Source organism: Pseudoalteromonas sp. CF6-2, from assembly GCF_021729425.1.
Taxonomy (GTDB): domain Bacteria; phylum Pseudomonadota; class Gammaproteobacteria; order Enterobacterales; family Alteromonadaceae; genus Pseudoalteromonas; species Pseudoalteromonas arabiensis.
Map to the genome: position 1 here is coordinate 2,441,875 of NZ_CP091442.1, position 16,240 is coordinate 2,458,114.

A 16,240-nucleotide genomic window follows, 5' to 3' on the forward strand; every position below is an offset into this window, starting at 1 on the left:
TTTGCTCTGACTATTAGATTGTTTTTGTTATGTCAAAATAGGTAATAAAAACAATGTATAAATATTTATCAACGCTCACTATTTTCATCAGTGCTTTTTTAATTTTTCAAATTCAGCCGATGCTTTCAAAACAACTTCTACCCCAATTTGGTGGTGGTGCATCCATTTGGTCAGCGAGTTTAGTGTTTTATCAAGTCATGTTACTTATTGGCTATTTCTATGCGCATAGCATGGGTCACTTTCATATTAAGTTGCAGGTAGTCACCCATATAGTTTTAGTCACCTGTGCCACACTCATTGTTGTGACAAAATTTGCAGCCCCGAATCTCACAAAGTGGCCGCCTACGCTTGCGGTGTTTGTTAATTTATTTATAGAAATTGGTCCAATATTTATTCTACTAAGCGCCACCAGCGTGCTTTTACAAAGGTGGTATGTGCAAACTGCTTCAGCACAAGTGCCTTACCATTGGTATTCCATCTCAAACTTGGGTTCTTTACTGGCGTTAATGAGCTACCCGCTCGTTTATGAATTACTATTTTCTTTAGAGCAGCAAACTACCTACTGGCTATTTGGACTTATCAGCTACTGCTTGTTATTAACACTTCTTGTAATATTTTTACTAAAAAAAGCACCCGACATATCAAGAGCGCCTATTCAAACTAGGCATATCACGGTATTAAAAGGTAAAGGTCAATGGCTGTTACTCAGTGCCTTAAGCTCAGCCATGTTGGTATCTACCACGCATATGATCAGCACTAATATTCCACCCATGCCATTACTTTGGTCACTGCCCCTTGTAATTTACTTGCTCACCTTTAGTTATACGTTTGCCAACAAAGCAAATTATCAGCGTCATAAGTGGGCATATGCGTTTATATTTTCGGCTTTTGCAGGCCTGCTGATGTTTTATTTTGGCAGCTTATTCAATGCCCTAGCCCAGCTTATAATTTACAGCCTGATTCTATTTACCGCCTGCATGATTTGCCACGGTGAGCTTAGAAGCAAGGCCCCTGAAAATGAGCAATTTACGATTTTTTATTTCTATATCGCCCTTGGCGGTGTGTTAGGTTCGCTTTTCAGTACGCTCATTGCCCCATTGCTATTCGTCCAAATTGACGAGTATTTACTTACATTAGCGGTTATTTTTAGTTTTGTGTGTTACTACCAATTAAAAGCTAGAACAAAGACAAAACAGCTCAAATTCACTCTCGCAACCAGCTCCGTTGCTTGGCTATCGTGTTATTGTTTTTTAGCGGTAAACTTTAACCAATATAACGTTGCGACTAGCCGCAACTTTTATGGCTATTTAGCGGTTAAAGATATAAACACTCAATCAATAAAAGAAAGGCGCTTAATTGACGGCACCACGATTCATGGCTCAGAGCCACTAAACCCAAACCAACAGTTTGAGCAAAGTTATTACCACCAGCATACTGGTGTCGCTAAATCACTTGCCATACTACAACAACACAGCGCACTAAACATTGGCGTGATTGGTTTGGGTGCAGGCGTTTTAGCTCGGTTTGCAGACCAGCAGGATAGTATTCACTTTTTTGAGTTAAACCCTGCTGTGGTCGAGATGGCAAAGCGTTATTTCTCATATTTAGAAAACAGTGAAGCCAAGCTCACAGTCAGCTTAGGGGATGGTCGTATTGCGCTAAAAAATAATGCGAACGAAGTATTTGATGTCTTAATTATTGATGCATTTACCAGTGATGTAATTCCTGCGCATTTGCTAACCCAAGAAGCAATGTCACTTTATTGGCAGAGGCTCAATGAAAATGGCGTATTGATTGTGCATATTTCAAATAATCATATCGACTTACTGCCTGTATTACAGGCACATAGCCAACACTTCAATAAGGCTTTGTTAAAGTTTAGCTATCAAGGCCATAGCCCATCAGACATAGGCTCAGATTGGGTGGTGCTAACTGATAATCAGGCTTTTTTAAATCGTGTATCTATCAGTGATTTGTCACCCATTAAACGCTACCCACATAGCGAGCTGGCAATGTGGACTGATAGCAAACACAGCCTACTCCCCTTATTAAAATTCTAACAGGCATAAAAAAGTGCGATGATTTTTATTAATCATCACGCTTATTAAATTGCATTAATTTCTAAACACTAAGCCACTTTAGGGTATTGCTAGTCAAAGTATCCCAAACACAATCCCGTTATCCCTAGGAGAATCATACCAATTAGGCTGATATCCATAAAAAATGCCAGAAAACGGTCTATGGGTCTTGCATGGCGTAAAATGATATCTTCATTTGCTAGAGGGGTTTTTCCTTTCTTACCTCGAACTAATATTCCTGCATACATACCAACTCTGAGACCCACTCCACCTCGGTCCCAACTTGGCGTTCCGCTTCCTTCCTCTTTCACTTTTCTATCTAATCGGCGGATTGTGAGCCGTGTAAAAAGTAACCCTGAAATTAAGAAACTAACTAAAAAAATTACATTTAACACTTCAAAAACACTTTTCATTTCCATTAAAAGAAACTCATATTTGAACTTTTATAATACAGCTACTTGTAGTTAGTTGGCTCATTACTAAAAACTGCATGTATTAAATCTAGCTCCATGCCTAAATGCTGAAGTTAACCAAAACAAATACTAAACTAAATAGCCCAGCCATTTCCCTAATGGCCATAATATAAATATAGCCACTAAACTTATACTCATAGAAAAAGCTAGAACACGGTCGATAGGCCTTGCATGACGTAGAATGATCTCATCCTCTGTAAGTGATGCTTTATCTGACTTATTCTTTATCAGTGTGACCGCATACATACCGACTCTAAGACCCATCCCGCCCCTATCCCATGACGGTGTTCCTTCACCTTCCTCTTTGATTTTTTTATCTAAGTGACGAATGGTTAAGCGCGTAAAACACAATCCAGAAATTAAAAAACTCAATACAAAAATTACATTTAAAACTTCAAAAACACTTTTTATTTCCATTAAAAGAAACTCATATTTGAACTTTTATCATAGAGCATACCGGCAGCCGATTGACCAGAATAGTCGCCAACTTTAGCTGCAACATAACCTGCTGCTAGCCCTACACCAATAAGTATCACCCAGCCTACAGGACCGGCAGCAATAGCTAAACCCGCTCCAAGCTTAACAACTGCACCTCCTGCTGCAAGACCCGATGCAGTTCCTAAGCCGAAACCTGTCGTTTCCACAGCCAAAGTTCTGTGCCAATCTGCCCCTGATTTATAATCACCATATATCTTATCTGCTCGTACCGCTGCATCTAAAGCAATTAAGCCATTACCAAGTACTGATGAACCAACTTCTAAAGAACGCAGGCTACGAATACCTGATAGCGATGTAACTTGTATAGGTGCAGCATTTCGAGCACTTTTGGCTATATTGATACCGCGTTGAGGGTTAGACCAAATATTCCCTCTACTGCCGCTCTTCACTCGATTTGCAATAGCGCTAAGCTCTCGAGTAAATCTTTCGTTCACTTCTAAATGGGCTGCTTTTGCTTTATAACCTAGTTTAACAAGTTCATGCTTAGGCGCTTTATTTTTAGCTGCAGCTCTAATTGCCGTTAAGCTCTTCTGATATTTAAATAACGCTTTACCAAAATTGCTTAACCTAGCTTCTTTCGAGTTGATAGCAGTTGCAGCGGCCCCCGAAGCAGCAATAGAGTCAACCTTATAGCTCATTATATCCGCCATCTCTTTGAGGTAAGGCTGGAGTTCTTTTTCGTATAACTCTGCGATTGCAAATGTATTATCGCTACCGAAATCATTAGCCATTTTAGTGATATTGCGTTTAGTCGACTGAGACCAGCTATTAACACTGTCCAGAGCACATGCAAGGTCTGGACGATTAGCACGTAAATTTTTAACACTTTTTGAACCTGGTTCACTCAAAATAAAAGGGGTACCTGCAGGTATAAAAGAACCAAAAATATGGGGATTATCTTTTCGAAACTGTTTATAAGCTTCTTTATTACTAATATCGATGGGTAATGCAGCACGGCTTTGTGTGCTAAAACACAAGTTGAATTGTTCTGACATAAAAATATCCTTTTTTAAATTAGTCCCTAAATTGTGATGATTCTAATGCAAATGAACAGTTCAATAAACCCGCAATGAAAAAATTTTTGCATTAATTGCCATGTTAATAAATTGGTTTATATAAAGATAAAGCACATCACTCTTAGAAAATATATAGCTCACACTTTCAATCAAAAACGCGGCAAATCAAGCCGCGTTTTAAGTTTATAGTTCTTTGCTAAATCAAACCAAGTTAATCAATCGAACCTTTGATTGGTCCATGTTCGTGGCTTACATGTGGGTTTTGACCACGTTGGCGCAATAAGTGATCCATTAAGGTAATCGCCATCATCGCCTCAGCAATAGGAATTGCGCGAATACCTACACATGGGTCATGACGTCCTTTGGTGATCATCTCTACCGCTTCGTTGCTAGTATTAATGCTGTTGCCAGGTATGGTAATGCTTGAAGTTGGCTTAAGTGCGATAGAGGCAATAATATCTTGTCCTGTCGAGATACCTGCAAGTACACCGCCCGCGTGATTTGATGTGAAACCATCTGGGGTCAATTCATCACGGTGCTCAGAGCCTTTTTGCTCAACCACATCAAAGCCATCACCAATCTCAACGCCTTTTACTGCATTAATGCTCATTAATGAATGTGCAAGTTCTGCATCAAGGCGATCAAATACAGGCTCACCAAGACCAACAGGCACATTTTTAGCAACCACTTTAACTTTAGCGCCTACCGAATCACCTTGCTTTTTTAGGTCGCGCATATATTCATCAAGCGCGTCTAACTTGCTTGGATCAGGGAAGAAAAATGCATTGTTTTCCACTTCATCCCAGTTGTAATCTTCAGCTTTAATTGGCCCAAGCTGGCTCAAACAAGCACGCACTTCAATACCATGAAACTGTTTTAGGTATTTTTTTGCAATTGCACCTGCCGCTACACGAATTGCTGTTTCACGGGCTGAAGAGCGACCACCACCTCGGTAATCACGGATACCGTATTTATGCCAATAGGTATAATCGCCGTGACCAGGGCGAAATACATCGGCAATTTTGCCGTAATCTTTTGAACGTTGATCGGTGTTTTCAATCAGTAAACCAATGCTAGTACCTGTGGTTTTACCTTCGAACACACCTGAAAGAATTTTTACTTCGTCACTTTCGCGGCGCTGTGTTGTATAACGACTTTGCCCCGGCTTACGACGGTCTAAATCAATTTGTAAATCGGCCTCACTAATTTCAAGACCAGCTGGTGTGCCATCTACAACGCCGCCTAATGCAACGCCGTGGCTCTCACCAAAGGTGGACACTTTAAATAGTTGCCCGATGCTATTACCTGCCATTAATTTTCCTCATTCCTAATGACTACTGAGACCGAGCCCTCAGGCTCGGCTTTTAAAATCTGCTGTTAATCTGCGAAATAGTTAACAAGCTGCTGTTTGCTGATTACAAACACGCCAAGACCACCTTGTTCGAATTCAACCCACTCAAACGGCGCACCTGGGTACAGCTCTTCCATATGTACCATAGAGTTACCAACTTCGACAAATAACAAACCGTTATCAGTTAGATGCTCAGCAGCTTCCGCTAGGATGGTGCGAGTAACATCAAGACCATCATGACCCGATGCTAAACCAAGCTCTGGCTCGTGATGGAATTCACGTGGTAAATCAGCCATATCTTCAGCATCAACATACGGTGGGTTAGCGACGATCAGGTCATATTTTTGACCCGGAACACCACTAAACACGTCTGACTGAATTGGCAGTACACGGTCATTTAGCATGTAATCGCTGATATTGATATCGGCAACTTCGAGCGCTTCATAAGAAATATCAACCGCATCAACCTGTGCATCTTCAAATGCTTGCGCAAGTGCAATAGCAATACATGCAGAGCCTGTACATAAATCAAGAATGCGCGTAACTGAGCTTGGCTCTTCTAACCATGGTGCAAAGCGATTGTTAATTAACTCTGCAAATGGCGAACGTGGAATTAACACGCGCTCATCAACATAAAACGGCATACCTGCGAACCACGCGGTGTTGGTCAGGTAAGGTACTGGCGTACAATCATTAATACGCTCTGCAATTAGTTCAGCTAAACGGTTTTTCTCGGTGCTGGTTAAACGCGCATGCATTAGCTCTTTTGGCGCGTCGATTGGCAAGCTTAGCGCTGGCAATAACAGGCTAACAGCTTCATCCCACGCGTTGTCTGTACCGTGCCCAAAGAAAATACCACTGCTGGCAAATTGACTGGTTGTCCAACGTAACCAATCGTGCAACGTTGAAAGTTCTGCAATTGCCTCGTCTAAAATTGCGTCTTCTATCTGGAAATGGTTCATGTATGTTCCTTAACTTTCAAAGTCTGTTCTGACGCGTATTGTACCGTCTTTTCAGTTGGTTTTTACTCGATTTTTAGCGTTTTTTTGTTTAGACTGCCGCCATGAAAAAAGATCCCCACGACAACAACCACATTAGCACTGACGATATTGACTTATTTCGTCAGAGTATCAGTGGTGCCAAAGCATTTAAACAAGACACTATTCGATTCACCAATAAGCCTAAAGTGTCACAAGCGAAGCAATTTTCCCAGCAAAAAAAGCAACATCAGGCAGAATTTTTCTTTTCTGATGAATATGTACCAGATATCGACACTCACGGCACCGTCAGTTATGTCAAGCCTGGTCACGATAGCTATTTGGCAAAACAACTTCGCCGTGGAGATTACCCACCTGATTTAACCCTTGATTTACATGGCTTAAATAAAGAATTAGCCAAAGACGAGCTAGCGGGTTTGATTCATGAGTGTAAAAAACAACATTACTATTGCGCCTGTGTTGTGCACGGTATTGGTGAGCGCATACTTAAACACAAGGTACCGCAATATTTAGTACAACACCCTGATGTGATTGCCATGCACCAAGCACCGCTTGAATTTGGTGGTAAGGGTGCAGTACTTATTTTAATTAACCTTCCACAAAGTGACGAATTCAGACGCTAACGTCTTCTTATCATAAGGCCTAATGTGCATATTTTTTCGATTATCTTTCCACTGATTTTTATCGTGTTAAGTGGCTACATCAGCTCGCGAAGCACGTTTTTATCGAAAGAGCATATAGCAGGGTTAAGTAAGTTTACTTTTTACATTAGTGTGCCTGCTTTTTTATTTTTAAATATGGCCCAAGCTGATTTACAAAGTAGTGTGTCTGTTGCGGGGTTTTTGAGCTTTTACATTCCGGTGTTGGCTATTTACACCCTTGGCTATGTTATTGACCGCTATTGCATTAAGAAACAATCTGCAGCATCACATCACGCAGTTTTTGCCCTTGGCAGTAGTTACTCAAATACGGTACTGGTAGGTTTGCCTATTATTATTGCTGCACTTGGCGAGCAAATGGTCGGCATTGTGTTTATGATCATTACTTTTCATAGCGCACTTTTGTTTACCCTCACCTTTTTGCTCAGTGCTAAATCGCAGCAAACGTTTTCTTGGCGAGCATTTGCTAAAAACATGCTACTGAACCCTGTGGTATTAAGCATCAGTAGCGGCCTTGCTGTAAACCTACTTGGCTTTACACTTTTTGATGATTTAGTAAATGGCCTAAGCTTACTCGCTAAACCTGCCATTGCCTGTGCGTTATTCGTATTAGGAGCGAACCTTGCGTTTTATAAAGTGGCCGACAACTTACATGCATCAATCATCGCAACCATCATCAAGCTTGCCGTTTTACCGTACGGAGTCTACTTTTTTGCAAGCTACGTATTTCATCTAGAACAATCATTACTGAACGTTTTAGTACTTTTAAGCGCCTCTCCTTTAGGGGTCAACGCTTACCTAATCGCCAATCAAATTAAGCAGCATCAAGCGACGCTCGCAAGTACTGTGGTGCTCTCAACGGTATTAAGTGTAGTCAGCTTTAGTGTTTGGTTAAGTATTTTACTTTAGTTTTATAAACCACCCGACACATCGATAAAACTGCCTGTTGTGAATGAAGCTTGTTCACTTGCTAAAAAGTAAATTGCTGAGGCAACCTCATCAGCCTCACCACCACGCCCAAGGGGTAACTTTGATTTTAACCGATCAACTCGGTTCATTTCACCGCCATCACGGTGCATATCGGTATAAATAAGGCCAGGCCTTACCGCATTCACCCGTATACCTTGACTGGCTACTTCTTTAGCAAGGCCAATAGTAAACGTATCAAGTGCACCTTTCGATGCGGCATAATCTAAATATTCATTTGGCGAACCTGTTCGCGACGCACCCGAGGAAACATTCACAATACTGCCTTTATCCATTCGTTTAATAGCTTCTCGCGCGCACAAAAATGCGCCTGTGACGTTGCAACTTAAAATGGCGTTAATGCGCTTGGCATCCATCTCTAATAGCGGCATTTGTGGTTTCATCATCGCCGCGTTATTAACTAAAACGTCTAAGCGCGCAACTTGCTCATCTAATTTAGCGAACATGGCGAGTACTTGCTGCTCATCAGCAATATCGGCTTGGAACAAATATGAATTCACGCCAAAGGCTTCTAGCTCTTCAGCGACCTGCTGTGCACTTACTTGATCTGACTTATAGTTAATACACACGTCATAGCCTTGCTCGGCAAATAACTTAGCCGTTGCAGCCCCAATACCACGGCCGCCTCCAGTGATAAGAACCACAGGGTTCAAACTCATTCTCACTCCTTAAATACCAATTTAAACTGCTCGCATACTAAAAGCATTTCAGGATGACATTGATAACCTGTACCTGCTAGCTCTCGCTGATAATAATTCCAGTGCACACGCTGCCAATAAGCAAGGCTTTTGTCACCCTCCCCCTCTAATGCAGCATATTCGTCTGTGATTTGATTAAATGGCGTAATAGTAACCGCGATGGTTTCAATAATGCCTAGGGGCTGTTCTTGCCAATTAGTAAAAATAGCTAGGTCGCCAACTTGAGGTAAAGCTTCGTCATTAGCTTTAAACCAATACAGTGAAGAGGTTGTTGCTTGTTTTATACCTTTTAAAACAAGTAATGCGCAGTCATTGGCATCTTGCTCATTATCACAAAAATGCCAACTTGGTAGTTCATCAACGGCGCACCCTGATTGCTCATTAAAGCGAGCAATCAACTGCGCCTTACGCTGCTCGTTACTTAACGGCTGCAACAACCGAAATCTCTACAAGCAGCGCATCGCGCGCCATTTTTGCCTCTACACAGGCACGTGCTGGCGCATGACATTGTGGTACCCATGCATCCCAAACCGCGTTCATCGCTGCAAAGTATTCCATGCTTTTCAGGTAGATTGTGGCGCTTAGCATATGCTCTTTGCTACTCCCTGCTTCAATAAGTAACGCTTCTACCTTATCTAGCATGGTTTGCGTTTGTTCGCTGATATCTTTTTCTGCATCTGCACACACTTGGCCACACAGGTACACCGTACCGTTATGCTTAACGATACGGCTCATGCGCGCACCAGTTTGTAAACGTTCGATTGTCATAGTTTTAATTCAATAGTTAACAGAAACATAAATCTAGCAAATTCATACTTATATTTCGACGTTATTAGGTGAGTGAATACTTAAGTAATGACTGCGCTGCTTGGTATCGTCATATTCAATAACAGCAATAGCGCCTGTGTTAAAAATCGGCATGTTACCAGGGCTCAATTGGTCAACCAGATAACTAACAATTGGCATGTGTGCAACAACCAACCAAGTTGAGCATTCTGGGTGCATGGCGATTAAGGTTTCAAGGTAGTCAGCAGCAACTTGAGGAGTGCCATCTGGAATTATGTCGTTACAAGTTTCACTAAATTGTAATGGATTATTTTGCGTTGCCGCTTTCGCAGTTTGCTGGGCACGTATGTAAGGACTTACCAATAACGCATCTGGTTTATAATTTATTGCTAACCACTGCCCCATTTTACTGGCTTCCTGTTGCCCTGTATTTGTCAGTTGTCTTGCTGCATCATCTGCTTGCATTGGCGTTGCTTCGCCATGGCGCATGATTAAGATTGTTTTCATAAAAAATCAACCGATTAAAGAATATAAAACAGTAGCCAGTTTGCTTGATTGTCCGCTATATTAGAATATCATCACAAAACACATTAAACATCCTCTTATGATATTCAGGTAGATTTTCGTTGCAGTGCCTTTAGCGTTCCTGATTTATCATCTGTTGTTAGGACATTAACGCATTCTTCAGGAGCACCTTTTGAATATCAGCCGCAATGATAACAGAACATACCAACCCCTCACACTGGACAATGGTCTAAAAGTACTTTTAGTGCAAGACTTAGAATCAACTAAATCAGCGGCATCAATGGCAATTAATGCGGGTCACTTTGACGATCCCCTTGATCGGCAGGGCCTAGCACACTTTTTAGAGCATATGCTTTTTTTAGGCACTGACCTATACCCTGAGTCTGGCGGGTTTTCTAATTTTGTATCACAATCTGGTGGAAACACTAACGCATGGACAGGCACTGAGCACTCTTGTTACTTTTTTGATATTAATAATCATCAGTTTCCTGAAGCCCTCGCTCAATTTAGCCGCTTTTTTATTGCCCCACTATTAAACCCAAAAGAGACAGCCAAAGAGCGTAACGCGATTGATGCTGAATTTAAATTAAAGATCAAAGATGATGGCAGACGCATCTACCAAGCACATAAAGAAACGGTAAACCCTGCACACCCCTTCGCTAAATTTTCGGTTGGTAACCAGCAAACTTTGGCTGATCGCGAAGGCTGCATAAGTGACGAGCTACGCGCTTTTTTCAACAGCCATTACCAAGCCCAGTGGATGACACTGGTGATCTGTAGCAATGAAGATATTGCGACAATGACAACTTGGGTAAAGCGCTATTTCAGCGAGATTAAAGGTCAGCCAAAAAGCAAAGAAATTATTGAACAGCCACTTTATCGTAAACAAGACTTAGGTAAAGTGCTGCACATTGAGCCGCATAAGCACATGCAAAAGCTCATCATTAGCTTTGCTATGCCAAATATTGATGATTTTTATCGCCATAAAACGGTGAGCTTTATTGCTCACTTGTTAGGTTATGAAGGAAAAGGCTCACTTTACTCAATTTTAAAAGAGCAAGGTTGGATCAACGCACTCTCAGCAGGCGGTGGTATAAACGGCAGTAACTTCAAAGACTTCAATATCAGTATGGCACTGACCGATGAAGGTATTGAATACTACGAAGATATTGTTGAAATGGTATTCGAATACATTTGTCTGATAAACCAAAACTGTGACAAGTTACCAAGGCTTTATCAAGATAAAAAGAATTTGCTGCAAATTGCCTTTGATAATCAAGAAAAAGCCCGACTTATAGATTGGGTAAGTGGTTTAAGCATTAATATGCAACACTATGATGAAGCCAACTACGTGCAAGGTGATTACCTCATGGAAGGCTTTAATCACTGTGCACATGAAATTGCAATGCAGTGGTTAACGCCTGATAATATGCGTCTTGTACTCATACATCCAGATGTAGAGCCGGAAAACACCACGGCTTGGTACAATACGCCTTATAAAATCGAAAATATATCACCTTGCTGGCTTGATGCATTAAGTGAAATTAACACCCCATTACCTGAAATGAGTTTGCCTGTTGCCAACCCGTATCTAACGAAGAATGTTGAACTTTTAGCACTGGATGAACCTAAAAAAACGCCTGAGTTACTGATAAAACAAGAAGGCTTTGATTTTTGGTTTAAGCAGGATGCGACTTTTCGCGTTGCTAAGGGACATTTTTACTTAGCGATGGACTCGCACTATGCCATCAAAGATGTCAAGCATATGGCTTTAACTCGGCTGTTTGCTGATTTATTTATGGATAGTGTCGCTGAGCAATTTTACCCTGCCGAGCTGGCAGGCTTAAGTTATCATTTAACCTCTCACCAGGGTGGCCTCACGCTTCATACTGCAGGCTTATCATCAAGTCAGCTTGAGCTGGTTGATGAACTACTCGAAGCCTTATTTAGTGTAGAAATATGCGCAAAACGTTTTGCTGAATATAAAAAGCAACTTGTGAGGCATTGGCGTAATAGTAATCAAAACAAGCCAGTAAGCGAGTTATTCAGTATCTTAGGTGCTAAAATGATGCCATGGAACCCAGAACCGAATGCACTTGCACAAGCTTTAAAAGATACAAGTTTTCACCAGTTTAATTGTTTCAGACATGAATTCTTTAAAGCGTTACATGTAGAGTCGTTTTTACATGGTAATTGGCAGCGTAGTGATGCACTGGCTTTTCAAAAACAAGTGGCGCATCATTTAGCAGGTTGCACTAAAATTATCGACCTAACACGCCCTCTTAACGATATAACAGATGTCGAGCAACAACGCGTTGAGCTAAATTGTAATGACTACGCCATGGTTCTTTATTACCAAGCGCTGACTGATGACACAGCTGAAAAAGTAAAGATGATGGTGTTAAATCACCTTATCAATCAAGACTATTTTAATGAGCTTAGAACCAAGCAACAACTTGGTTATTTAGTGGGAGCTGGCTACGCACCTTTTAATACGCGTGCCGGTATTGCATTTTATGTACAGTCTCCAAAACACACCGCTGACGAAATACTCATCCGTCATCAGCATTTTATAAGTAACTATCTACAGCACATTGATTCTTTAGATGAGCAACAATGGCAAGATACAAAGGCAGGGTTAATTACACATATAGCAGAAAAAGATAAAAATCTTCGTCTTCGCTCACAAAGGCTCTGGTTAGCAATTGGTAATCGAGATAGTAAATTTAATATGCAGCAACAACTTCTTGCTGAGCTTGATAAACTGAGCTTAAAGCAAATGCAACAATACATAAAAGAGACATTTGCCGAATCGCGACCTCGAATAGAGCTGTTAAGTGATAAAGCTATCAAAAAACAGTCAAAAACAACCCTTTCTTCGCATTCTCTTTGACTCGCTTGCGAGCTTAGATTAAATTATCTGGTGCGAATTAAGGTATTGCATTAATGACAAAAATAATAACAATGATTTCTGTATTTCTAACACTCAGTATGGCCGGTATATTTTCAGCCGCCGCAAGCCCTATAGAGCTAGAGCAAAGCACCCTATTGCTTATACCTAGCTCTATAATGCTGCTGTTATTACCGTATTTGCTATTTGTTATTTATAAGCTCAAACGCTCACGCCATCAACTTCGTATTTCAGAACATAGATTAAAAAGTACCGTAGAAGGCAGCGGAGACACGTTGTGGGACTGGAATATAAAAACAGGTGAAGTTATTCGTATAAACGATAAATATACCGCCGATACGAATAACGCAGCAGGCTTTCCGCCCAACCGTGATTTAATACACCCTCATGATCTACAACATGTTGAAAAAGCCCTTAAAAAACATTTTGCTGAACACACTGCCTTTTTTGAAGCAAGCTATCGTATAAAAGACAGCTTAGAGCGTTGGCATTGGGTACTCGACCGCGGAAAGATTATTGAAAAAGATGTCAATCTTAACCCCCTACGTATGACTGGCACCGTACGTGACATATCACAGCTCAAATCCACAGAAGCACGTTTAAACCTATTTGCAAAATGTGTTGAGTCACTGACTGATGCCATCGCAATTTACGATAAAAACTTTAAATTAGTTGATTTAAACCCCAGCTTTTTGACCCTTTTTGGTGGTACTCGAGAGCAATATCTAAAGAAAGATTTTGCTCTTTTTGGCTATGATCAAAGCTACGTAGATGAAATAAAAGCAACGGTTAGAGCTACAGATCACTGGCAGCAAGAAGTTAAGCTTAGAAATGCACAACGACAGTTACTCCCCATAGAGATTTCTATCGACGAAATCAAAAACGAGCATAATCAAATATGTAATTACGTTGTGGTTTATTCTGACCAAACAGAGCGCAAAAAAGCTGAGTCACAGTTACATAATTTATCAAACCGAGACCGGACTACCGGCTTGCCTAACCGTAATTTGTTTTTTACTAATCTTAAAAAGCTCGCCAAACAAGATAATCATCATGCTCTATTAGTATTTGACTTGGATAACTTTAAAAAGATCAATGATTCCTTAGGCCACCAACTTGGTGACAGCCTGCTCGCCAAATTGGCTATGAGATTAAATAAGCTCACCCGTGAAAAAGACGTATTTTATCGCCTTGGTGGTGATGAGTTTGCACTTGTTATGTCAGGCACCAACGACATTCATACGATTACGCGAATGGCAAAGCTGTTTTTAGCAGCGATTGCCACACCTTTTAACATGGCAGGCCATGAACTAGTAATCACCTCAAGTGTTGGTATTGTGCTCTTTCCTGAAGATGGTAATACACCTGAGCTTTTATTAAAAAATGCCGATACAGCGATGTACCACGCTAAGAAAAAAGGCAATAGTTACTTATTTTTTAACGACACAATGAATCGCCAAGCCGTTAAACGCCTGCAAATAGAAAACCTAATGCGTTACGGCTTAAAAGAAGATCATTTTGAAGTTTATTATCAACCCAAAATGAATATTCGCACCGGCAAATTGGATGGTATGGAAGCACTTGTGCGTTTTATCACACCTAAAAAAGGGATTATCAGCCCAGGAATGTTTATTCCTATCGCAGAAGAAACGGGGCAAATTATTGAAATCGGTGAAGTAGTGCTTAATAAAGCCTGTCGTGATGTGAAGGCATGGATCGACCAAGGATTATTTAATGGTCGTGTCGCTGTAAACCTATCAGCAAAGCAATTTAGCTTACCTGATTTAACAACTCGCATTGATGTGATTTTACAAAAGAATGAACTACCCTCTTACTTTTTAGAGCTCGAAATAACCGAAGGAACGGTAATGGACGATCCTAATGAAGCAATTTCAGTGATGCGTTCTCTTAGTGCTCGGGGTATACACTTAGCGATGGATGACTTTGGTACGGGTTACTCATCGTTGGCTTACTTAAAGCAGTTCCCACTCAATACTTTAAAAGTTGATAAAGCTTTTATAGACGACATGCAATCAGAACGAGGTCGTAACATGGTCGATTCCATCGTTACCATTGCACACAACCTTGACTTACATGTTGTTGCTGAAGGCGTTGAAAAAGCAGAGCAAATAGCCATGTTAGAGCAATTAAATTGCCAAACAGTACAAGGTTATTACTACTCAAAACCCTTGTCACAACCTGAGTTCACAGCCTTTTTGAAAAAACAGCGTAATAAATCAGCGCCCAGTTTATTAAGAAGCGTTGAAGTTTAAGGTCGCCAACTGCACGCTTGTAAGCCGATATGACGTATCAATGCACGTCGATAATGTATATTAAACAAGCACCAAGCAATAGGGCCTAGCGCCCCACCTAAAAATACCCAACGTTTAACAGGCATGCCTTTTGAAACTGACTCTAAATACATTACAAAAATAAATACACAACTTACACAAACAAAAAACACAGTAGCCCCCACAGTTATAAGCGCGCAGTGTACATAACTTAAGCACCGGTGAAAACGTCAGGATATAAATAGCCACTATAAAGGCAGATTATATTCTTAAATATCAAACATAAACCTAATAAAAAATTGTATTATTTATATACAAAGCGGTCAAAATTGTTAAAATAGGAACGTGCATTGATGCACATAAGGAATAAACAAAAATGATTAGGAGACATCATGTCTGACAATACTGCAAACGTCTACGAGGCACCGGAAGCAAATCTTACACAAAATAACGATGGTAGCAACAAACCCATTTTGAACTTTGATCGCTTCTCGGCGTGGGGCGTGTTCTTTTTAAGTATCATCACATTAGGTATCTACAGTGTGTACTGGCTTGTAAATAGAACAAACAAAGCAAACTCACTGGCAAAAAACCAAATAGCTCAAGGACTAATTTATGGCTATGTGGCGCTGTATGTGGTTAACCTTGTTTTATCAATAGCCGGTATTTTACCTGAGCTCGGCTTTATTGTGTCGCTAGCCTCATTTGTCGTAGCTATTATTTTAATTTTCTCACTGCGTACTTCACTCACAGAATTAATTAATGAAGGTAGCGCTGAGCCTGTAAAATTAAATGGTATTTTAACGTTCTTTTTCAACGTTATTTATTTCCAATACAAGATTAATGAAGCAATTGATAGACAGCAATAAGCTACTATGATTTCATAATGAAAAAGGCATTAATTTTTAATGCCTTTTTACTATGTATCCCGTTTAACATCCAAGTATGTATTAGTTACTTAACTGCATC

At 40.5% G+C, this 16,240-nt stretch carries 16 protein-coding genes; 6 read left to right on the top strand and 10 right to left on the bottom strand.

The genetic code is table 11. From position 1 onward, the window contains the following. Positions 1–53 precede the first annotated feature (53 nt). The gene (locus L3Q70_RS11350) at positions 54–2,060 is read left to right on the top strand and encodes a fused MFS/spermidine synthase (RefSeq protein WP_062569806.1); all 2,007 of its coding nucleotides are present in this window, start codon (positions 54–56) and stop codon (positions 2,058–2,060) included. 89 nt (positions 2,061–2,149) lie between these two features. Here L3Q70_RS11350 and L3Q70_RS11355 read toward each other — a convergent pair whose 3' ends face one another. The 5 genes from L3Q70_RS11355 to prmB form a co-directional block, all read right to left on the bottom strand. Then, complete coding sequence (locus L3Q70_RS11355; RefSeq protein WP_062569805.1) at positions 2,150–2,497, bottom strand: hypothetical protein; 348 nt, start codon at positions 2,495–2,497, stop codon at positions 2,150–2,152. A gap of 123 nt (positions 2,498–2,620) precedes the next feature. Next, positions 2,621–2,968 carry a hypothetical protein gene (locus L3Q70_RS11360; RefSeq protein ID WP_062569804.1) on the bottom strand — a complete coding sequence of 116 codons (348 nt, stop codon included), beginning with the start codon at positions 2,966–2,968 and terminating at the stop codon, positions 2,621–2,623. Continuing rightward, a complete protein-coding gene (locus L3Q70_RS11365) occupies positions 2,968–4,044 on the bottom strand; it encodes a hypothetical protein (RefSeq protein ID WP_237114287.1) in 1,077 nt (358 codons plus the stop codon). The genes L3Q70_RS11360 and L3Q70_RS11365 overlap by 1 nt, the downstream gene beginning before the upstream one ends. A 232-nt stretch (positions 4,045–4,276) precedes the next feature. Further along, positions 4,277–5,377, bottom strand: coding sequence for a chorismate synthase (gene aroC / locus L3Q70_RS11370; RefSeq protein ID WP_062569802.1), 1,101 nt, complete (start codon positions 5,375–5,377; stop codon positions 4,277–4,279). A 65-nt stretch (positions 5,378–5,442) separates the two neighbouring features. Continuing rightward, entirely contained in the window at positions 5,443–6,378 is a 936-nt protein-coding gene (gene prmB, locus L3Q70_RS11375) for a 50S ribosomal protein L3 N(5)-glutamine methyltransferase (protein WP_054553196.1), read from the bottom strand. Positions 6,379–6,479: 101 nt separating this feature from the next. Between prmB and smrB the strand changes: the two genes are divergently transcribed. Then, entirely contained in the window at positions 6,480–7,037 is a 558-nt protein-coding gene (smrB, locus tag L3Q70_RS11380; protein WP_062569801.1) for an endonuclease SmrB, read from the top strand. Positions 7,038–7,061: 24 nt separating this feature from the next. After that, a complete protein-coding gene (locus L3Q70_RS11385) occupies positions 7,062–7,982 on the top strand; it encodes an AEC family transporter (protein WP_237114288.1) in 921 nt (306 codons plus the stop codon). A 2-nt stretch (positions 7,983–7,984) separates the two neighbouring features. Here the strand turns inward: L3Q70_RS11385 and L3Q70_RS11390 are convergent, their stop codons facing one another. From L3Q70_RS11390 to sixA, 4 genes are read right to left on the bottom strand one after another with little or no spacing between them, the layout of a single operon-like run. Further along, positions 7,985–8,719 (bottom strand): SDR family oxidoreductase, encoded by a 735-nt coding sequence (locus L3Q70_RS11390; RefSeq protein ID WP_237114289.1) that lies wholly within the window; start codon positions 8,717–8,719, stop codon positions 7,985–7,987. Positions 8,720–8,721: 2 nt separating this feature from the next. Beyond that, positions 8,722–9,195, bottom strand: coding sequence for an ASCH domain-containing protein (locus L3Q70_RS11395; RefSeq protein WP_237114290.1), 474 nt, complete (start codon positions 9,193–9,195; stop codon positions 8,722–8,724). Next, positions 9,176–9,526 carry a RidA family protein gene (locus L3Q70_RS11400; RefSeq protein WP_237114291.1) on the bottom strand — a complete coding sequence of 117 codons (351 nt, stop codon included), beginning with the start codon at positions 9,524–9,526 and terminating at the stop codon, positions 9,176–9,178. Before L3Q70_RS11400 ends, L3Q70_RS11395 begins: the two co-directional genes overlap by 20 nt. A gap of 48 nt (positions 9,527–9,574) precedes the next feature. Then, positions 9,575–10,051, bottom strand: coding sequence for a phosphohistidine phosphatase SixA (gene sixA, locus L3Q70_RS11405; RefSeq protein WP_062569796.1), 477 nt, complete (start codon positions 10,049–10,051; stop codon positions 9,575–9,577). Positions 10,052–10,241: 190 nt separating this feature from the next. Here sixA and L3Q70_RS11410 point away from each other — a divergent pair, with 190 nt between their 5' ends. After that, a complete protein-coding gene (locus tag L3Q70_RS11410) occupies positions 10,242–12,962 on the top strand; it encodes an insulinase family protein (protein ID WP_237114292.1) in 2,721 nt (906 codons plus the stop codon). A gap of 53 nt (positions 12,963–13,015) precedes the next feature. Continuing rightward, a complete protein-coding gene (locus L3Q70_RS11415; protein WP_062569794.1) occupies positions 13,016–15,253 on the top strand; it encodes an EAL domain-containing protein in 2,238 nt (745 codons plus the stop codon). On the opposite strand, the gene L3Q70_RS11420 is transcribed toward L3Q70_RS11415, so the two are convergent. After that, entirely contained in the window at positions 15,250–15,444 is a 195-nt protein-coding gene (locus L3Q70_RS11420) for a hypothetical protein (protein WP_228074309.1), read from the bottom strand. The two genes, L3Q70_RS11415 and L3Q70_RS11420, sit on opposite strands and share 4 nt — an antisense overlap. A 219-nt stretch (positions 15,445–15,663) precedes the next feature. Between L3Q70_RS11420 and L3Q70_RS11425 the strand changes: the two genes are divergently transcribed. Continuing rightward, on the top strand, positions 15,664–16,140 hold the full coding sequence (locus tag L3Q70_RS11425; RefSeq protein WP_193987598.1) for a DUF4234 domain-containing protein: 477 nt from the start codon (positions 15,664–15,666) through the stop codon (positions 16,138–16,140). Positions 16,141–16,240: the final 100 nt, after the last annotated feature.